Source organism: Deltaproteobacteria bacterium (genome assembly GCA_020845895.1).
Taxonomy (GTDB): Bacteria; Lernaellota; Lernaellaia; order JACKCT01; family JACKCT01; genus JADLEX01.
The window spans coordinates 38,749-59,600 of sequence record JADLEX010000017.1 but is presented as its reverse complement, the minus strand read 5'-3'; the positions used below and the strand labels follow the sequence as shown (position 1 = coordinate 59,600).

The 20,852-nt window shown below is 65.0% G+C and carries 9 protein-coding genes; all 9 read right to left on the bottom strand.

Annotated elements, in window-relative coordinates; all coding sequences use genetic code 11:
• Positions 1-36: 36 nt before the first annotated feature.
• Entirely contained in the window at positions 37-7,122 is a 7,086-nt protein-coding gene (locus tag IT350_02035; protein ID MCC6156803.1) for a radical SAM protein, read from the bottom strand.
• Positions 7,103-8,698: a radical SAM protein gene (locus IT350_02030; protein ID MCC6156802.1), complete on the bottom strand. Its 1,596-nt coding sequence runs from the start codon at positions 8,696-8,698 to the stop codon at positions 7,103-7,105. The genes IT350_02035 and IT350_02030 overlap by 20 nt, the downstream gene beginning before the upstream one ends.
• Positions 8,695-10,377, bottom strand: a complete 1,683-nt coding sequence (locus tag IT350_02025) for a carbamoyltransferase (GenBank protein ID MCC6156801.1) — start codon at positions 10,375-10,377, stop codon at positions 8,695-8,697. The genes IT350_02030 and IT350_02025 overlap by 4 nt, the downstream gene beginning before the upstream one ends.
• Before the next feature lie 122 nt (positions 10,378-10,499).
• Positions 10,500-11,465 (bottom strand): SDR family NAD(P)-dependent oxidoreductase, encoded by a 966-nt coding sequence (locus IT350_02020; GenBank protein MCC6156800.1) that lies wholly within the window; start codon positions 11,463-11,465, stop codon positions 10,500-10,502.
• Entirely contained in the window at positions 11,462-14,182 is a 2,721-nt protein-coding gene (locus IT350_02015) for a radical SAM protein (GenBank protein MCC6156799.1), read from the bottom strand. Before IT350_02015 ends, IT350_02020 begins: the two co-directional genes overlap by 4 nt.
• Positions 14,179-14,814 carry a hypothetical protein gene (locus tag IT350_02010; GenBank protein MCC6156798.1) on the bottom strand — a complete coding sequence of 212 codons (636 nt, stop codon included), beginning with the start codon at positions 14,812-14,814 and terminating at the stop codon, positions 14,179-14,181. The genes IT350_02015 and IT350_02010 overlap by 4 nt, the downstream gene beginning before the upstream one ends.
• Positions 14,815-14,821: 7 nt before the next feature.
• On the bottom strand, positions 14,822-17,728 hold the full coding sequence (locus tag IT350_02005; GenBank protein MCC6156797.1) for a glycosyltransferase: 2,907 nt from the start codon (positions 17,726-17,728) through the stop codon (positions 14,822-14,824).
• Positions 17,729-17,913: 185 nt separating this feature from the next.
• Positions 17,914-19,542, bottom strand: coding sequence for a DUF885 domain-containing protein (locus IT350_02000; protein ID MCC6156796.1), 1,629 nt, complete (start codon positions 19,540-19,542; stop codon positions 17,914-17,916).
• 5 nt (positions 19,543-19,547) lie between these two features.
• On the bottom strand, positions 19,548-20,849 hold the full coding sequence (locus tag IT350_01995) for a hypothetical protein (protein MCC6156795.1): 1,302 nt from the start codon (positions 20,847-20,849) through the stop codon (positions 19,548-19,550).
• Positions 20,850-20,852 lie beyond the last annotated feature (3 nt).

The following is a 20,852-nucleotide window of genomic DNA, read 5'->3' as shown; positions in this document are numbered from 1 at the left end:
AGAATGCGCGGTCGAACTTGAGCCGAATCGCGGGCGTCACGCCCCCTCGGCCTGGACGACCTCGAGGTAGCGGTTCGTCATGTTCCGGGACAGGCCGAGGTCTTCGGTCAGCGTCGTCAGTCGCGCGAGGCGCTCTGCCCGGATCTCGTAGGTGTTCTTGCCGTCGACCGTGTACCACTGGCACCAATGCTCGGGTTTCGGCAGCACGATTCCGTACTTGTCCGGGTGTCGCTCCAGATCGGATTGCGCCGTCACGATGCAGGTCGAGAGCGCCGAGATGCCGTCGATCAGATGTCGGTTTCGGCGCAGGAACTCCATCGTCTCGGTGAGTTCCAGATCCGTCTCGCCGGGGAAGCCGACAATGAGGTTGACGATGACCTGAATGCCCGCCGCCTTGCACCGCTCCAGCACCCCGCGAGCTTCATCTGCGGTGTAGCCTTTCTTCATCGCGGCGAGCACCGCGTCGGAGAAGCTCTCGATGCCGAACACCAGGCTGGTGCAGCCGGATTTCGCCAGCAGATCGAGCGTCGGCTGATCGAGGTTCTTTTTCGCGATCGCCTGGCTGGAATACGCGATGTGCAGTCCCGCTTCGATCACGAGTTGCGCGAAGCGCCGGACGTTTTTGATGTGCGCGTTCAGGATGAGATCGTTGAACTGGAACTCGTGCGCGCGGTAGCGCTCCTGATACAGCCGGATTTGGGCCACAACCTTCTCAGCCGAAAGGTAGCGATACTTCGGCGTGATCTTCGGGTCATTGCAGAACGTGCAGCGGTTCGGGCAGCCGCGCCCGATCGTCAGCGGAATCTTCGGCGTGCGGTAAAGATCGAGCGGAAAGTCATCGAAAAGCGGAGTCGGCAGTGCATCGAGATCGCGCACGATCAGATCCGCGCCGGGTATGACGCGCCGTTCGTCACCGCGCCACTCGACCCCGGCGACCTCGCGCGGATCGGTTCCGGCCTTGATCGCCTCGATCAGCGCGGGGAAGTGCTCCTCGCCCTCGCCGATCAGGTACGCGTCGAACACCTCGTTCGTCCACTTATCGCGATCGACCGGCCAGACAATGCCCGGCCCGCCGAGGACGATCAGCGTTTTCGGCAACCGCTCGCGAATCCGGCGCGCTACGCGCAGGACAAAGGGCATGTTCGACTCGTTCGTCGAAAGCCCCACGACTAAAGGCTTGGCGGCGGCGACCTCGTTCACAAATTCGGAGACGAGCGGCACCAGGAACGCGCTGATCTCGTTGAGCCGCCCGCCCGGGGCCCAGTACTTCAGATTCTCCGGCTCCCACCAGGTTTGCAGGTATTCCCCGCACGACGCCCACGCCTCGACATTGAGATCGCGCACAAGCACGCCATGGCCGCGTTCGCGCGTGGCGGTCGCTAGCGACGCGATCCCCAACGGAGGAAAGTTCACCCCCCACGGCGGCATCAATGCGAGCACTGCATCCGTGCGTTCGGGCCGTGCGTGCTCCGTCCGCGGCTTTTGCGCGTCCGGCGCAATCACCGCGTCACTCGACTTCCCGTTCTTCGCGGCTTCGCGCGCAACCGCGTCTCGCGCGAGGCGCACGTCGCGATCGCCCTTGTCATAGATGTTCACGGTGTGGATGTTCATGTCGCGACCCGCGAGCAACTCGGTCACGAGCATCATGCGGCGCAGGCGTTCCTCGTACGTGTTCGTGCCGTCCTGCGTGTACCACTTCACGCTGCCGTCGTTTTCGGGGAACACGACGCCGAACTCTTCCCATCGGTCGAACAGTTCGCTGCCCAGGTTGATGAGGCACGGAGAGACCGACGCGACCTGCCCGATGATCTCGCGGTGGTCGCGGATGAAGTTGTACGTGTCCTCGAATTCCTCGATGCCCTCGCCCGGGAACCCGCAGATGATGTTGATGATCGGCTCGATACCGGCGGCGATCGTGTCGGTCAGCACGCGCTTCGCGAGGTCCTGCGTGTAGTACTTGCGCATGAGGCGCAGGACCTTGTCGTTGAAGCTCTCCATGCCGTACACGATGCTCTTGCAGCCAGCCTTGGCCATTTTGCCCAGGATCTCCGGCGTCATCTCTTTGCGGATGATCGCCTGCCCGCCCCACGCCACCTGATAGCCCGCCGCGATGATGAGGTCGCAGAACTCCTCGAGCACCTTCATGTGCCCGTTCATGAGCAGGTCGAGAAACGTGAAATGCACCGCGCCGCGATTGCGGACGTGCCACTCCATGTCCTCGAAGATTTCCTTGGCGGGGCGGTGGCGATACTTCTGGTAGATGTGGTGGTCGTTGCAGAAGGTGCAACGGCGCACGCATCCTCGACTACCAAGCAGCGGAACGGCAGTCCCCGAGTATTCCCACAGGTTCAACTCTTCCATCGTGGGATTCGGAATCGTGATGCCGCGCTCCACGATGGCTTTTTCGACCGTCGCGTAGGTGAAGCCGGATCCCACGCGGATGAGACCCTTGATGCCCTCCGGTTCGCGGCCGTTTTTCACGGCTTCGACCAGCGTCGGAAACCCGAGATCGCCCTCGCCGAAGAACACGTAGTCCGCTTGGTCGGGATGGAGCTGTTCGGCCTCGAAGCTGTTGGTCACGCCCGGCCCGCCGAGCACGATCACCTTGTCCGGCGACATCGCTTTCAGTCGCTTCGTCGTCTCGATCGTGAACATCCAGTTCGAGGTGCACGTCGAGAACCCGATGACCTTCGCGGGGTGCGCGGCGATCTGCTTCAGGTAGTGTTCCGTGAGCTCCCACAGCGACGCATACGTAAGTGGGAAATGCGCCGGGTCGGCCCACTCCTTGTACCGATCCATCCGCCACAGGCCGCGATCGTGGCAGCGGTTGTGGATCTTCACATTCAAATCGAGCGCCTGCACCGAGAACCCCGCCTCGCGGCAGCACTGCGCGAGGTAGGCGATCGCGAGCGGCGCGACATCGACGCCCCAGACGGGACACTTGATGAGCAGCACGTCGGTCGCCGAATGCGGCACGACCTCGAAGCGCGGCTCACCCTTCGCGGGATCGAATCCGTCGTCGTGATCTCCGCATCCCGACGTGTGCACCGACACGAGCGCCGCCTGCGCCGGCGCTGGCTCCGCTTCCGCGGGCGGCAGCACCGAAACATCCGCGGCGCGCTCCTGCGAATTCGTCACGCAGATGGGAATCTTCTCCGATTCGAGGAAGTTGAGGAATCGGGAGAGACGCCGTTCTCGCACCTCGGGTGTGTTCGATCCCAACACCCATTTCACATCACGGGTGGCGAAATCGGGCCACGTGATCCCCATCTTCGCCGCGTTTTTCTCGATCGGAGAATCCTCGAGCAGGATGAAGGAATTGACCGACGTGACGCCGCAAATGTTTGCGCGGTTGCGGCGCACGAACTCGATCGCCGCGTCGACGTCCTCTTCCTCCTCGCCGGGGAATCCGACGATGAAGTTGATCATCGTGTTGATGCCCGCGGACCGGATCTGGCCGAGCGCGCGCTCCATGTCGACGACGCGAAAGCCCTTGCCCATGCGCTTGAGGACGCGGTCCGAGGCGTGTTCGACGCCGAGGTTGAGCGTGTAGCACCCGGCGTGCGCGATCTTGCGCACCAGTTCGTCGCTCATGTCGCCGCGAGGTTGCGCGAGCGCGATCCAGCGGATGTCGAGGTTCTCCTCAATCAGCGTGTCGCACATCTGCTCCAGCACCTCGAGGTCGCCGTTGATGAGCAGATCGTTGAAGCGGAACCGCTTTCGCCCGAGCGAACGCGCCAGGTGCGCGACCTCGCGCGCCATATGCTCGCCCGGGCGCGTGCGAAAGCCCGTGTTCTTGTTGTTGTCGTTGCAGAAGGTGCAATGCGCGACGCACCCGCGCGAAAACTGCACGGGAATCTCGTCGTTGCGATACAGGTCGAGCGGCAACTGGTCGTAAGCAGGGGGCGGGACGGTCGTGAGATCGGCGATGCGCCCGCGCGGCGAAGCGCCCGCGAGGGTGGCCCCCACGAATCGGTCCACACCCGCGATCGCGCCGGCGTCGCGTCCGTCGAAGACCGCGTTCATGATCTCGACGAGCGCTTCCTCGCCCTCGCCCACCACAAAATAGTCGGCGATGTCCGGCGGGAAAAGCAGCCGCTCGTTCGACGTCTGCACCCCGCGCCCGCCGACCACGAGCACCTTGCCGGGATCGCGATCCTTGATGCGACGCATGACCTCGATCGTGAACAGGCGATTCGCCGAATACACGGTGAACCCGATGACGCGGCGATTCAGATCGACGATCCGCGCGACGAGGTTTTCGATGTCGCGGTCGAAGGCGCGAACGAGCCGCGCGCAGCTCTCCTCATCAGTCCAGTGGCGGAAACTGTTCTCCTCGAAGAACGGCTTGAGGTGCTCGGGCGAGCGCGCGAACAGCTCGATGTTGAAGTCGATCGTCGCCACGTCGTAACCGCGCGCGCGCATATAGCCCGCGACGGTGGCGAGTCCCAGCGGCGGGCTGTCCACGCCCCACACGGGGCATAGCACCAGGGCGAGCTGCCCGCGCCCGCGCACCGCACCGCCGTTTTCGCCGATGCGGGTATTCATTCGATCGGTCAGATCGCCCCAGTCCTGCGCGATCGCCGCGAGCCGCCGCGTCAACCGGTCCGCCTTTTCGGCGAACCGCATCTCGTGGGGCATCACTTCTTCCGTGTTCTGGAATTCCACCGCGATCCCCAGTTCCCGGAGGCGTTTGACCACCGTGCGCACGCGTGCCGCGCGCACTTCCGGCGTGTTCTCGTCCGATGACCAGTGCGTGGTCCATCCCGGCTCGTGGCGGTTCGGCTCGGCGATTCCGAAGCTGCCCGGTTTTCGCTCGATCGGCGTGCCGTGGATGATGACAAGGCCATTGACGCTGCGGATCAGATCGATGTGTGCGGCGTTTTGCTCCAGAAACGCGAGGGTCTCCTCAAACTCGATTTGCGTCTCGCGCGGGAACCCGACGATGAGGTAGAGCACCACCATGATTCCCGCGTCGTGCGCGTCCTTGAGCATCTGAGCGGCCAGCGGCGAGCGATAATCCTTGCCCATGCGCCGCAGGATTTCGTCCGATCCGCTCTCCACGCCGAATTCCAACCGGTAGCAACCGGCCTGGCGCATCTTGCGGAACAAATCGGGGCCGACCTCGCGATTCGGCGAAATCCCCGCAGCCCAGCGAACATCGAGCCCGCGCGCGATGATCCCGTCGCAGATCGCCTCCAGCGTCGGGACGTCGCCGTTCACCATGGGGTCGACGATGGAGAAATCCCGCGTGCTGTACCGGTCGGTCAGCGTCGCCAGTTCGTTCACGACGTGGCCCGCGGATTTGTAGCGGAAGCTCTTCCACAGGTCGTTGATGTTGCAGAACGTGCACTTACCGACGCACCCGCGATTCCACTCGACCACGAGCGCGGGTGATTCATAGAGTGACAGGTCGAAGCCATCGAAATCCGGTACCGTGAGCGCGTCCAAATTCGGCAGTTCCGCCGCCTCGTTCACGATTTCTTCGTCGGTCGTCCTGTTGAAGAGGACGAGCCCGGGCAGGCCGTCCCGCGGCGCGCCGGATTCGAGGCGTTCCAGCAAGTTCTCGAATGCCGCCTCTCCCTCGCCATAGAGGAACCCGTCGAACAGATCGCCGAGGATCGTGCGGATGTGCGCGCGCAGATCGGGGTGGCTCGTGTTCGGTCCGCCCACGAACACATGCACGCCGGGGCGCAGGCGGCGAAGTTCGCGCACGAAAATCGCCGTGGGGACTTCCTTGCGCGACACGAGACTGACGCCGACCACATCGACCTCGGCTTCAGCCGCTTCGCGCGCGAGACGACGCAGGCTCTCGCCGAAGAGTCGTTCGGCCGACGCCGCGTCGCTCCAGATTTCGCCGTGCTCCCACTGCCAAAGTTTGCGATCCGCGACATGCGCGTCGTGATAGACGCGTACGTTGGCGTCCATCACGGTCACGCGGCGCCCGCGCGCCTTCAAGTATCCCGCGATGGACGCGATGCCCAGCGGCGGCGCATGTACCAGCCACGGCGGCGGATTGAACAGGAGCGTGTGAAGTTTCGAGGTCGAAGTGTGCGCTGCGACCGGGCGCGATGGGCCATTTCTCGTGGCGACCGTCGCGGCAGCCGGGGTCGTACCGGATTGCGTTTCGACAACGGACGACACGAACCTCACGCGGGAGAACACCTGATCGGTCGGGATCGGCACCGGCGCTCGCGTGTCAACGTGAACGCCCTCGGCGGGGATGACGTCCTCGCAGCGAGAACACAAGAATCCCTCGGGGAGTTCCTCGCCCGAGCCAAGGTCGTCGAGGAAGGCGTTTCGACCGCGGCCACGCCAGACATCGAGGAGCGATCCGGCCTCGCGGATGTTGCCCAGCACCTTCGACCGTCGCCAATCCATGCAGCACGGCAGCACGTCGCCGTCGAAGAGAATGTGCGCCATTTTGTAGGCCCACAGCGTCCCGCATCCCGATGTCCGGCGAACATCGACCTGCACGTGACCCCAGACGTCCACGTTGCCCGCGCGGCTGATGTAGCCCTGATCCACGTCCACGCGGCGCACGCCCAGATCGCGCCAGTGCTTCGCCGCGCGCTCGAATTCCTCGTCGTCGATGAGCGGGCGCACCTTGGTGATGTTGACCTGAACGAACTCGCCGCCCCGTGCCGCCATCGCGCGATCCACGAACGTTTCGAGCCGGTCGCGGATTTTCCCGAAATCACCTCGCCCCGTGATGTTCTTATAAGTGTCGTTGTCGATCGCGTGGATCGACAGGCCAATCCACGACAAACCGGAATCGATGATCCGGTCCCCGAGTTCGCGGTCGAGCAGGATGCCGTTCGTGAGGAGATAGATCTCCGCGTTCGGCAACGCGCGGCGCACGCGGTCGATGCGTTCCGGCATCCGCCGGTCGAGCAGCGGCTCGTTCATCAGGTACATCATCACGCGCGTGAGATTTGGATAGGTCTTCAGCTCATCCACGAGCGACGCGAAAAGCGCGTCGTCCATGTCGCCCTGCGCCTGCGCCTTCGCCGTATCGGGCCACGGGCAAATCACGCACGCGGAGTTACACCGCGACGTGGTCTGGATCATCACGTGCTCGGGGAATGCGAGCGATCCGGCGTCACGCGCGTTCTTGAACATCCGCCTGCCCGCCGGGGAACGACGAACACATCATGGACCCGCCATGGGCCTGACGCTGCCGTTCGTGATTGCGCAAAAACTCCTCGTCCACCACCGTATCCGCCCAGGCGTCCGGCCCCGCGGCCAACGCCGACCCGTCGGCGACGAGCTCCGACTCGATCGTGATCCCGAGTTCGCGGATCGTCGCAAGCACGCGCTCGACACGGGCGGCGCGAATCGCCGGCGTATCCTCGCCCGCGCTCCAGTCGTCACGCCAATGCGTGTCCGACCGGTCGAGTTCGTCGATGCCGAACAGTTCCGCGCGGCGTTCCACGGCTGTCCCGTCTTCGATCGTCAGGCTCGACACCGAGCGCACCATATCGATGGCGCGCGCGTGGCGGCGAAGCCAGGCGATGGTTTCGTCCACCGTTTCGTCGGTCTCGCCGGGGAATCCGACGATCAAATAGAGCATGACCTCGATTCCGGCGTTATGAGCGTCGTCAATCATTTGTCCGGCGGCGTCGGCCCGATATCGTTTTCCCATCTTCTTCAGGATGCGGTCCGAACCGGAATCGACGCCGAATTCGAGCTTCCAGCACCCGGCGGCGCGCAATTTGCGGAACACCTCGGCCGACACGGTCTTGTTGGGCGAAAACCCCGCGGACCACTCGACGGATATGCCGCGCGCGATGATGGCGTCGCAAACGCGTTCCAAATGGTCGGGATTCCCGTTCACCATGGGATCGACCACGGTGAAACGCCGAATGCCGTGCCGCGTGGCGAGCGTCTCCAACTCCGTGGCGACCGCCTCCGCCGACTTGAAGCGGAACGCGTTCCAGTATTCATTGATGCTGCAATAGGTGCACCGCGCGACGCACCCCCGATTCCACTCGACGACGAGCGAATCGATATCGTACTCGGTCATGTCAAAGTCGCCGAAGTCGGGCACGGGAAGCCGACCCATATCGGTCAGAAACGGTCCGGGGCGAAATCGGCTCTCGCCCGATTCGTCGCCGGTCACGAATCCCGGCAGGTTGTCGGGCGATTCTCCCCGGCCGATGCGCGACAGCAGTTCGTGACACGTGATCTCGCCCTCGCCCACCACGAAGCCGTCAATCAGGTTCGCGGCGACGTGACGCATATGGTCGCGCGATTCCCGCCAGCCCGCGCCGGGGCCGCCGACGAACACAAGAACGTCGGGCTGCAACTCGCGCAACCGGCGCAGAAAGATCGCCGCGGCGGCCTCCTTGCGGTGCACCACGTTGACACCCACGACCGGCGCACCGATCGCCGCCGCATCCTCCGCAAGTGCGCGCAGCACATCGCCGAACGCTCGCTCGACGCGCTCGGCGTCCTCCCAAAACGCGCTGTAATCCCACAGCCACAGCTTGTGATAAGCGGAGGAACTGCGCCGATAGGTCTTGGCATTTCCGTCCAGAACGCGAACGCCCCACCCCTCGGCGCGCAGAAACGCCGACAACGCCGCCAGACCCAGCGGCGGCCCTGAGACCAGCCACGGCGGCGGCGAGAAGAGCAAGATGTCCGGCGCCCGGTCGCGCCGCGTGTCGGGCGCGCCTTCGCGCGGCGAATCCGTCACGCGATCCCTTTCACCACGAGGTGGCCGAGCACCAGATAAGGCAACCGCGCGGCGACGAATGCGCGCACGGCGTCTTCCGGCGTCATGACGATCGGTTCCTCGTGCATGTTGAAGCTCGTGTTGATGAGCGCGGGCAACCCCGTCTTCTCCTCGAACCGCTGCAGCAGGTCGTAGTAAGCGGGGTTTTCCTCGCGCGTCAGAATCTGCGGGCGCGCCGTGCCGTCCACGTGCACGACACCCGGGCACAGGCGTTTCATCAGGTCCGTGCAGTCAAAACAGATGTTCATGAAGCGCGCCGTGAACTCGGCACCGTCGACGCCGACGAAGCAATCCGCCGCGCGTTCCCGCCGCACCACCGGCGCGAACGGCATAAACTCCGTCCGGCGCAGCCGCTCGTTCAGCCAGTCGTTCACCTTCGGGTCGTCGGGGCGGTAGAGAATGCTCCGGTTGCCCAGAGCGCGCGGACCATACTCCATCGCCCCGTCGAATCGCGCGATCACATGACCGGCCGCGAGCAGATCGGCGACGTGATCCGGCCGGTCTTCGGGCCGTTCAACGACAAGTCCCGACGCCGCCGCCGCGCGTTCGATACGGTCGCGATCGTAGGCGGGGCCGAGGTACATCGTATCCACGGGGCGCGGGCGATTCGCGCCGAACGCCAGCGCCGCGCCCGCGCCGAGCCCGCCGTCCGACATATTGGGGAAGATGTACACGGCGCGCACCGTGTCGAGTTCGTGGATGCGCTGATTGAGCTTGACGTTCTCGAAGATCCCGCCCGCGAGCACGACATCGGGCACACCCGTCTTGCGGACCCAGTGGTCCACAAACGCGCCCATCTGAACCTCGAGGTTCCTCTGGCAGCCGGCGGCGATCAATTCCCGTGAATAATGCCCGATTCTCCCAAAGAATCCGTAGTGTTTCAAACCGGGATGCCAGAAACGGAAGGAATTGAAGCCCGGCCCACGAAAGTGCGCGGCGCGCTCGAAGTCGGACCTAAGCACCTCGGCGTCGCCGTAGGCTGCAAGGCCCGTCACTTTGCCCTCGTGGCGATTCGGAACAAAGCCGAGCAGCTCGGTCACGCGCGAGTAGTACGGGTTGAACGCGCTGCGTCCGTCCTGTGCCCAGATCCGCTCGATGCGCCCCTCGCGCGCAATTCCGACGGTGACCGAAACTCCGTCGCCCATCGCGTCGGCCGTGATGACCGTCGCGTGTTCGAACGGCGACGTGAGAAAGGCCGAGTACGCATGCGCGGTGTGGTGGTCGAGCAGGTGGATCTCGCACGCGAAACCGCGCTTGGTGAACTGCCGACCGAAGAGCGCGCGGGACAGGAGCGTTTCGATCCGCGTGGCGAGCCGCGAGTTGCGGACCAGAATCTGGTAGTAGATGTACAGATCGAAGAGCAGGCCGAACTGGCTGGCGCGCCGCTTGATGAACTGATGAAAAGGCCGAAGCAGCCGCAGAAAAAAGATCGGCGTGAACACGCTGCCGACGACGACGAGGTCGATGTCTCGCGGCGCGAGCCCTTCCATGCGCAGGACCTCGTCGATGGCGCCCCACGGGAACGCCAGCGAGTTTTTCTCGCGATCGATGCGCTCCTCGTTGACGGCCGCGACGAGACGCCCGTTTCGAACCAGGGCCGCCCCCGATCCGTGGTTGTCCGAGATTCCCAGGATATTCATATCGATCGATCCGCGCCGATCCGGCCGACTCGCACCGACCGCGCGCGGCTCACAACTCCCGCAGGGGTGGAACGGGATTTTATATCAGCGCGCGACAAGGTTGGCCAGATTCGGCGCGCCGTTCAGGCGACGGGTTCCGAGGCGTTTCGAGCCCAGTCGATCGTTCGCCGCAGGCCTTCTTCAAAGCCCACCTGCGGCTTCCATCCGAGCACGGCGGCGGCTTTGCGGATGTCGGCCCGCGTATGATCCTGATCCCCCGGTCGACGCGGTTCGAATGTTCGCGGATACGCATCCGCGTCATGACCGAGAACGCGGCAGACATGCGTGACCAGATCGCGCACGGCGATGCCCTGCCCCGAGCCCAGGTTGACCGCCTCGCCCGAAGCCACACCCGGCGTCGCCGCCGCGGCCCACGCGCGGGTCACGTCGTCGATATAGACGAAGTCGCGCGACTGCGCGCCGTCGGCATGGATCACGCACGGCTCGCCACGCAGCACATGGCCGATGAAAATCGCCAGCACACCTTGGTAAGGATTGGTCAGGCTTTGGCCCGGACCGTACACGTTGAACATGCGAAACACGGTCGCGTCGAAGGGCGCGGCGAGATCGCGACGCAAGGCGGTGGCGAGCACGAATCGCTCCGCCGCCATCTTGCCGATGCCGTAGTAGGAAATCGGCGCAAGCACCGCGTCTTCCGCCACGGGCAGCGTCGCCATCGGCCCGTACGCGGTCATCGAACCCGCGTACACGAGCTTGGGCACGCGACGCAGCAGGCACATCTCAACGACGTTGATCGTTCCGATCACGTTGACGTCCATGTCGAGCTGCGGGCGATCGAAGCTCTTGATGTTGCTCGCCTGTCCGGCGATGTGGAAAACGGCGTCCGGCGCGTCCGCGAACGCCTCGCGCAGGTCGTCGGTGTTTCGCACGTCGCCCTTGAAGTAGCGGCACTCGGCGGGGACGTCCTCGCGCCGACCGGTGCTCTCGTTGTCGATCACCGTCACCGCCCAGCCCTCGCTGAGCATGCGCCGCGCGAGATGATGGCCAATGAAGCCCGCGCCGCCGGTGATGAGTACGCGCCGCGTCATCGCGCTTCGCCCCGCACGACAAAACGCACCAGGTGCTCCCGCTCCTCGGCGCCGAGCGCCGTGAAGCGCGCGTGTTCGGTCTCGTTGTGCATCAGGTTGTCGCAGGTCCGGTGGCAGCCGATCTCTGCGAAATACGGGTGCGATTTTTTCTCGCGCAGCGCCATGCGACGAAACTCCCGATAACGGTGATCGGCCCAGATCTCGGTGAACGTCTGTTTGTGCAGATTCCCCATCGGTTTGTCCACACCGCGACAACACGGGACAACCTGCCCGTCCGGCGTGATTCGGCAAAACGTCCACCCGACGTAACATGGAATCGCGTCCACCGCGTGCGCGTCGTAGTCACCGCGCGTCGCGCCGATGCTCTCCAGCCGTCGCATCAGGCCGTGGTAGTTGTCGAGTACGAACGGCACCGCGCGCGTGCGGTTGAGTTCGTCCACGCGCGTCTTGACCTCGGCAAGGTGCTCGCGCAGCACGCGAATGTGCGGCGGCGTGAGCAACAGGCCGTCGGTGCGCGTCGCGACCGAATCGACGAGTGCGAAGTAGATGCCGTCCGCACCGCACCGGTTGGCGAGGTGGTACATCTCGCGCGTCTCGACGTAGTTCATCGAGAATAGCACGTTGGCGACGTACAGCCGCGCGTGACCGGGCTTCGACGCCGTAAATTCCTTGAGCAGCGCCTCGATCTTCTCGAACGTGCGCGCGGTCTTTTTCGGATGACTGCGCGCGTACATGTCCGGCGTTCCCGCCCAGATGCTCGCCGTGACCTCGTCCACGCCGATTTCCGCCATGCGGCGGACCTTTTCGGACGTCAGCGCCGTGAAGTTCGTCGTCACGCACGCGATCATGCCGCGCGATTTGACGTGTTCGAGAAACTCGATCATCTGCGGGTGCACGAAGGGCTCGCCGCCGCCCGTGAACCGAATTCGCCGCGTGCCCAAATCCGCGAGTTCCTCAATCGTCCGGTGCATCAGCTCCGGCGACATCTGCTGCCTGAACCACTCTTCCGGCGGGGCGGCGTCGCCGAGCAGCGGCGAATAGGTCCAGCACGCGAGGCAGTTGTTGTCGCAGCGGTTGGTCGGATCGATGACGACCTGCTCCGGCCCGACGAACGCGCGCTCACCGTCGAGAATTCCCGCGATATCGCGGTGATCGTAAAGAAACATCTCGAAGGGATCGGTCGGTCGTCGCGGGTCCGCCGCGTGACCATTTCCGTTTTTCGGATGTGCGGATAACCCTTCGTCCGAACGACTTGCGTTTTCGACCGCCGCGCGTTCGTAGTCGTCAGGCGAGGCCGCGTAAACCTCGAAGTGATATTCGAGACCGCCCCGCGCCGCGATGGGCAGATGCGCGACGTGCCGGCCGCTTCCCGCATGACGCATGCGCGTACGTTCGAAATCGCGGTCGCCCGGCCCTTTCCACAGCACGTCCACATGCCACGTGAACGGCAACGAATCGAGGTACTCGATCTCGACGAGCCCCTGTTCGAGCTGCTCCACGAAGGCCGCGCATTCGGCGTCACGGTCGGGCCCGAGGAACGCGCTGCCCATGCGGAATGCCGCGCCGTCGCGGCACTCGTCCAGAACGTAGTCACCGAAGAGCGCGAAGCCCAGCGCGAGGCCGTCATCCGACGCGGCGGGCTGGATGAAGATGTTGTCGAACCCCGCCTCGCGAAGAACGACGCCGTTGCCCACGGAGTTGAGCGCCACGCCGCCCGCGAGCACGAGGTTTTTCATCCCGCTCACGCGACGCAGGTGTTTCGCGACGTGCACCATCGCCTCTTCGAGGCGCGCCTGCGCGGCGTGCGCGAAATCCATGTGCCGCTCGGTGATAGGCTCGAAGAACTTGCGCCCCGGCCCGAAGGTCTTCATGAACGCGGTCGAAAGGCGACGTATGGAAACGGGGTCCTCGAGCACGTGCCGGTCTTGCCAAAAGTGCATCATGTCCGCGTCGATACGGATGCGTCCGTCGTCTTCGAGGCGAATCACCTCGCGCATGGCGTCCAGCATCGGCCCGGACTTTCCGTAGCTGGCGAGGCCCATGAAGTGCCCTTCCTCCATGTCGAGGAAGTGGCTGCACTGGGCATAGAAATACCCGAGAGACGACTGCGCGAAGTCGTCCCACAATTCGGTCATCGCCTCGCCACGACGGGCCGTCCCCGCGGTCAGGCTTTCGGCGGGATAGTTGCGCGCCTCCCCGCCGGGAAGCGCGGAGAGCAGTTCGGTCAGATGCGGATGCACGTGAGCCGCCCGAAATCCGCGCGCCATGAAATCCGTCTCGCGCGCCGTCATGCTCCAATACGCCTTGCCGGTCTCCGATTCCGCGATCGGCGCGATTCCCCCCGACGCGTCGATTGTCAGAAACGCCGCCTCGTCGAACGGGCTTGGCAAAAACGCGCTCGCCGCGTGGCCGACGTGGTGCGTGATCTGGTAGATGCGCGCGGGATCGGGGTAGTCGGGGAAGACCGGCACCGGCACGTGATCGGGAGCGAAGTAGTGGTCGGTGTCGCAGAAGATCGCCGACACGTCGCCGAGGCGAATGCCCGCCTCGGCGAGCACCGCCGTGAGCGCACGGCGAATCGAATTGCGCCGGTCGCCCTTGCGCACGCGACACAGGCGCTCCTCGTTCACGCACGCCACGAGCGCGCCGTCGCGCAGCAGGCACACGGAGCTGTCGTGATCGGACACGACCGCGCCGATGACGTAGCGCGGCGTCATCGCGCGCCCTCCGGGCGGATCTTTTGCAGCAGGCACGGGCCGATCACCAGGGCGTCGAGTTCCGTCTGCGCGAAACACGCGAAGGCGTCGATCGGCTTCTCCACGATCGGCTCGCCGTGATCGTTGAAGCTCGTATTCAGGATCATCGGCACACCGGTGAGCCGCTCGAACGCCTCGACCACGCGGTAAACGCGCGGCGAATCCTCCACGCGGATCGTCTGCACGCGCGCGGTGCCATCCACGTGCGTGATCGAGGGAACGAGCGCGCGTTTGTCCGCGCGCACGTCGCCGACGAGCAGCATATGCGGGCTCTCGACGGGCAGATCGAACCAATCCGGCGCGCGATGCGCGAGCACGATCGGCGCGAAGGGCCGAAACCATTGGCGGTGTTTGACACGGTCATTGAGGTAGTCGCGCATGCCCTCCCACCGAGGATCGGCGAAGATCGAGCGGTGGCCGAGCGCGCGCGGACCGAACTCGCCTCGACCCCAGAACACGCCGACGATGCGTCGATCGGCGATGAGGCGCGCGACCTCGTCCTCGATGCACGGCGGGCGCTCGACGCGAAACGCGGGCCAGCCGACCTTCCATCGCCGGCCGTCGCGATCGTCGTGGTAAACAAAGTCGTTCATGCGGGCGTCAGACGGAGAATGGTTTCAGGTACTGCCCCGTGGCGCGCAGGTAGAGCTGCGCCGCCTTGAGGACGGCGAGTTTGTACCAGGGCATCGCCTGCATGCGTCCCCAGAGGTGCTCGTTGCGACCCAGATCGTCGCAGGATTTGTAGCAGCCGCATTTCGCGTCGGGATCGTTGCCGATGTTCGAGAACCAGGGGTCGGATTTCGTGAAGACGTTGGTCTTTTTGCGAAACTCGACCTGATGCCGGCCCGTCCAGATGTCCTGGAATCTCCGCTCATGCACAGTCCCATGCGGAATGCGGTGCGACTTCAGGCAGCCGTTCACGTTGCCATTCGCGAGCAGTCGCGAAAAGCTCCAGCCGACCGTGCACGGCATCGAATCGATCACCAACCGGTCGTGCTCGCCCACCGTCGTGTGCTCGCCCGAGACGCGTCGCAGGAACTGGTCGTATAGGTAGAGCTGCACGCGCGCTTCCTTTTCGTCGTCCACGATCCAGCGCCGCACGCGCAGCGCTTCTTCGTAGAGCCACCGCTGCTGTTCGCCATTCAGGAGCAGCGAATCGGTGCGTCCGGGCATCGTGTCCACGACCGTGAACTCCACGCTCTCCGACTTCGTGTCGATCGCAAAATCGACCATCGCCTTGAACTCGTGGAAGTTCAGGTTCGTGAGCACGTTGTAGGTCTTGATGAAGGGAACCGTGTCCTTGACCTCGTTGAGATAGGTCAGCGATTCCCTCAGGTCCCAGTACGATTCCTCGGTCTTGTTGGGATGCGTGAGGACGTAGGTCTCGGGGCTCGCCGCCCACACCGATACGGTCATGAAGTCGACCTTCATGCGGGCGAGTTCGTGCGCGACCTTCTTGCCGACGTTCAGAAAGCTCGTGTTGATGTTGCAGATGAGCCCTTTTTCCTTGATCCGCTCGCACAGCGGCAGGATCTTGGGGTAGGCCATCGGCTCGCCGCCGCCCGCGATGTAGATCTCCTTCGTTCCCATGCGCACGAGGTCGTCGAGCACGTCGCACAGCACGTCGAAATCGAGGCGCTGCTTCTGCTCCTCGACCGGCATCGTCTTGTCGACGAGCAGCGGCGAGCGGCACCAGCACGCGATGCAGTCGTGGGGACAGGTGTCAGTGGGATCGAACTGCACCGTGTGCGGGCCGACGAATGCGACGCGCCCGTCGAGCACGCCGGCGATGTCGAGATTCCCCTCGACGAACCGGCGCAGCGGCGACAGCGGCCCGAGGCGGTAGTGCGGGGGCTTCGGCGGATTCGGCACCCAGGGCCGTCGTTCCGTTTTCCCGTTCACGACCGCGGCGGGTTTCGCGAGGCCGTTCGTCCCGTGACCGTTGCCGTTTCCGTTCGAGCGCTCGTGCGTGCCCGGCAGCCGCCGGGGCTCGGCGAAGGGCGCGTCCTCGGGGATCGCCACCGGGGACGCGGCAACGACGGTCTGGAGTCCGCCCTGGGCGCTCACGGACGATGCGCCGGAAATGAACTGCACGCGCGAAAAACCCGGTTCGGGCGCGGCGTGGACTCCGTGGCCGTTCGTGCCGGGCGATCCCCCGGTGACGGGCGACGGCGCGGAGACATTCACGTCCGGCATCGGCGCCGCCGGCGTCGCCGAACGCGTCAACGGCTTTTCCGCGGGCTTCGGCGTCAGGTATTTGCTTTTCGAGATCGGCCGGGGCGGCCCGGAGGGCTGCACAAAGAACGGAGTGCGCGCCTGACCCTTTTCGATCTTCCAGTTCAGCCATCGCGATTCGTCGAGAATCATCTCGTAGGCGGTCAACAAATTCTGCGCGGTCGCGCCCCAGTTGAATTCGTCCTCGGCGCGCCGCCGGGCCTTGGCCGACAGCCGTTTGCGCAGATCCTCGTCGTCGAGCAGGCGAATGATGCCTTCGGCCAGCGCGGCCGGATCGCCGGGCGGAACCAGAATCCCCGCGTCGCCGATCATGCGCGGCACCTCGCCGACGCGGCTCGCGACGATCGCCTTGCCCGCCGCCAGGTATTCGCAGACTTTCAGCGGGGATTTCGTCGCCACCTGCGCCGTGTCGGCGAAGCACGCGACGGCCACGTCCGCCGCGGCGACGTACTCGGGCACCACGTCGTGATCCACCGCCCCGGTGAAGATCACCTGGTGACCCACGCCGATCGTCTCGGCAAGCTGGAAAAGTTCGCCGAACCGCTCGCCGCCGCCGACCACCAGGAAATTCGGCGTGCGTCCGCTGTCGACGACGATTTTCACCGCTTGCAGAAAGAGTTCGAGGTACTGCGCGCCGTGGAGCTGGCCGAGATAAAGGACCGTCGGCCCCTCGATGTGGTGTTCCGCGCGCACGCGGGTGCCGTCGTTATCGGGCTTGAAGCGCTCGAGGTCGCCGCCGACGTGCCCGTCGAACAGGCGATTGTCCGGCACGCCGAGCTCCATCGCCATTCGCCGTAGCGCTTCGGACGCGACGCTCACCGAATCGCACAGGCGAGGCAGCATGCGTTCGAAGACGCGGATGCCGGTGCCGACGAGGCGGTTCATCGGATTGTAGTTGTAGATCCCCCACTCCCAGTCGTCCCAGTCGTAATGCACGGGTTTGCCGAGCCGATATCCGGCCCAAAGCGCGGGGATCGACACGTGCGGAAAGCATTTCTGGAAGTGGATGACGTCGGCCCACCGGGCGAGTTCGGTGACGAATTTCATCTTGCCGACGAGCGCCATTTGAAAGCGGTACGAGGGAATGGTCGTGAACGGGAATTCCTGGCGGGCCGTCGCCTCTTCGAGGCTCATGCGCGGGTCGATCAGGTGATACAGCAACCGCACGTTGTGGCCGCGCTTGACGAACTCGGTGGCGAGATAGGTGACGCGAACCGTCCACGGCTCGGAGTTCGAGTAGATGTCGTGCGGATGGAGCATCAGGATGTTCATCGCGCCATGGCTCCCGGCAACCCTCGTCCGGCGCGGCGTGCGCGCCCGGGGGACGAAACCAATCGAATTTGACCATGATAGTCAAAGGTCCCCGGTTTTCCTAGTGACCCCGCACACCGGATGCAGGCCGAATTGCACGGGAAATCGACACTTTGCGGGACTTTTCGCTCTCAACATGACCGGGATCACGCGCCGGGAATCCCGAGCGCATCCAAGGTCGCCGGCCGAAGCAGCGCGTGGGGAAGATAGCCGTTGGCGCAAATGGCGTCGTGGAAGGCGCGCTCGAAAAACCGATCTCCCAAACTCTCACGACACTCGACGCGAAGCCGCGCGATCAGCCACTTGCCGACGAGATACGACAGGAGCCGGCCCGGCTGGAGTCGCGCGCGGCGCACTTCGGACCGCGCCCCTTCGGCATCGAGCGACGCTTCGCGCGCCATGTACGCCGCCGCCTCTTCGTCGCTCCACTCCCCGCACGCGAGCCGCACATCCATGACCACTCGCGCCGCCCGCCAGACCGTCGCTCGCGCCTGCGCGTGCCGCGCCGCCGCCGTATCGTGGAAGCCTCGGTCCAGCATCAACTGCTCCGCGTAGTGCGCCCACCCTTCCACGGTCTCGGGCGCCTGCACGAGCCAGCGCGTTTTCGACCCGAACCCCGTGACGAACGACTGGAGAAAGTGACCGGGGTACGTCTCGTGCGCGACGAGATTCGTGATCTCGCCGTCGGAGAACCGCGCGGCGAGGGTCGCATCGTCCGGCGGTCGCGTCACCATGCATACACCGCGACGCACTCGATCGAATTTTCCGGGCGGAAAGACGGCGGCGAAGGGAATGAACGCGCGCAGGAACGTCGGCGTCTCGACAACCTCCACCGCATCGCCGTCCGGGATGTGGACGAGGTCCTCGTCCACGACGAACTGACGCGCCTCGGCGACCCGGCGACGCACCGTGGCGAGCACACCCTCAAACCCGGCCGCCCCGCCGTCATGGAGCCGCATGCGCGGATCGGCGGGCCCGAGCCCGGATGCGAGTTCTCGCGACGTCTGCGCAAGGCGCGATTTGCCGCGATCAAGCGCACCCTGCGCGAGGTCGAGGATATCCGGGACGTCCAGCCCCAGTCGGCGAATGCTGATGAGCTCGTTGAATCGGTCGCGACCGATGGCGCCGTCGCCCGACGCCCGCGAGGCGAGCGAGTGGAGCCATTGGAGGTGCGTCTCGACCGCCGACGTCGCCTTGCGGCACGACCGCTCAAAGATCTCGGCGGCACGCGCCTCGGTCGATCCCGCGTACGCGCACAACTCCATCAAGAACCCGGGAGCCGCGCGCGCGGTCTCCACGGCGGCCTCGAATAGCGGTACGGCGATTCGCTCGCCCCCGATTCGACCGCGAAACTGTTCGAGATAGACGGGCAGTTCCCACAGCCGAGCGGCCAGCGGCGCCAGTCGCTCAGCCGGCGGAGCGTCGTCGCGAGCGATCGTCAGAAAGCACACCGCGAGAAAGTCACCGAGGGCGTCGGGATTCATGCGACCCGACCTCTGATCATCCATCGCGAATCGGGCGAGATCGTACGCGTACCGGATCACCGCCTTGTCGATCGCGCGCGAGGGTGACAGCCCTCGGTCGTCGAGCGCGTTCGCCGAATCCAGATATTCCTTGAGAACGACGACGCTCTCGCGCACGGCCTGGGGCCCACCGTCCGGCATGAGCCGATTATAAGGCTCGCTCAGGCCCAGATACGACGCCAGGAGGGGATTCATCGCGAAGGTGCGATCGAAGAACTCTTTTTCCGCCTTGGCGAACTGCGCGTCGGACATTGGTTTCAGGGGTGATTCACTTCGGTTCGGCCCGGAGTTTCGCCGAGGAAGCCCGCCGCCTCCAGATGTGACATCGTGAGGGCCAAAGACCCGCGCGCAGTCTCGACCGCCCGACGACCGGCCTCACCCGCCCTCGCCGCATCATCCGGCCGACGTAGCCACCGAAGCAAAACCTCCGTCAATTCCGCGCCGTTCGCCGCGCGCGCCGCCGCGCCCGCGCCTTCGAGCAGTTCCATCTCGCGCGCAAAGTTCCGCATGTGCGGACCCGTCGCCACGGGCGTGCCCGCCCGCGCCGCCTCGAGCATGTTGTGCCCGCCGACCGCCACGAGCGATCCACCCATGAACGCCCCGCGCGCAAACGCGTACACATGCGCGAGTTCGCCGTGCGTGTCGAGCAGGAGCCAGGAGCGGCTCGCCGCATCGTCCGGCATCGCGGATCGTCGTGCACCGGACGGATCGAGCCTCGCGAGCAGATTCCACACGTCGTCGAACCGTTCGCGATGGCGCGGCGCGAAGATCCCGACGACGTCCGCCTCCTCGCGGCGAATCCGAGCGAGCACGTCCATGGCGATCTCCTCCTCACCCGGATGTGTGCTGGCGAAGACGATTGCACGGCGATCGGCGATGAACGCTTGCAGAGCTTCCGCGAGTTCAACGGGCGTCTCCGCGACAGGTGGCGGCTCGAACTTCAGGTTGCCGGTCACCAAGCACCGCTTAGACGGCATGCCGATCGCGCGAAGGCGCTCCGCGTACAACTCGTTTTGCGTGAGGGCGAGCGAGTAGGCGCGCAGCAAGGGCTTCAAGACAATTCGCGCGGCACGGAAACGTCCAAAGCTGCGATCCGAGATTCGCCCGTTGACCATTGCGACCGAAATGCCCATGCGGCGCGCCGCGAGCAGAAATCCCGGCCACAGTTCGGTTTCCAGCAAGATGGCGCGAGAGATTCCCAGCCGCGAAAGCCAGCGGGTGGGAATGCAGCCGCCCTCGGCCGGAAAGAACCGCGTTTCGAGATCCGGGAATCGCCGACGCAATTCGTCGTACCCCGTCGGCGTGAGGCACGAGAGAACGAGCCGCTGGTCGCCGAGGCGCTTCGAGAGTGAGGCGACCAGTCCCGCCGCCGTGATGACCTCGCCGACGCTCGCCATGTGGACGAGAACCCGATCGCGCCTCCCGCAGCGCGGCACGAACCCGAGCCGCTCGCAAAATCCCTTGCGCCAGCTCCCGCGCGTCGCGACGACCAACGCCGCGAAAGGCAACGCGATGATCGCGACAACTCCGGTCACGATTCGGTAGAGGAGCGCGAGCACGTC

Coding starts and splice junctions, on each gene's coding strand:
- IT350_02035 (MCC6156803.1), bottom strand. CDS start 7,122: ATGTTCAAGAACGCGCGTGACGCCGGATCGCTCGCATTCCCCGAGCAC.
- IT350_02000 (MCC6156796.1), bottom strand. CDS start 19,542: ATGTCCGACGCGCAGTTCGCCAAGGCGGAAAAAGAGTTCTTCGATCGC.
- IT350_02005 (MCC6156797.1), bottom strand. CDS start 17,728: ATGAACATCCTGATGCTCCATCCGCACGACATCTACTCGAACTCCGAG.
- IT350_02020 (MCC6156800.1), bottom strand. CDS start 11,465: ATGACGCGGCGCGTACTCATCACCGGCGGCGCGGGCTTCATTGGCCAT.
- IT350_02010 (MCC6156798.1), bottom strand. CDS start 14,814: ATGAACGACTTTGTTTACCACGACGATCGCGACGGCCGGCGATGGAAG.
- IT350_02025 (MCC6156801.1), bottom strand. CDS start 10,377: ATGAATATCCTGGGAATCTCGGACAACCACGGATCGGGGGCGGCCCTG.
- IT350_02015 (MCC6156799.1), bottom strand. CDS start 14,182: ATGACGCCGCGCTACGTCATCGGCGCGGTCGTGTCCGATCACGACAGC.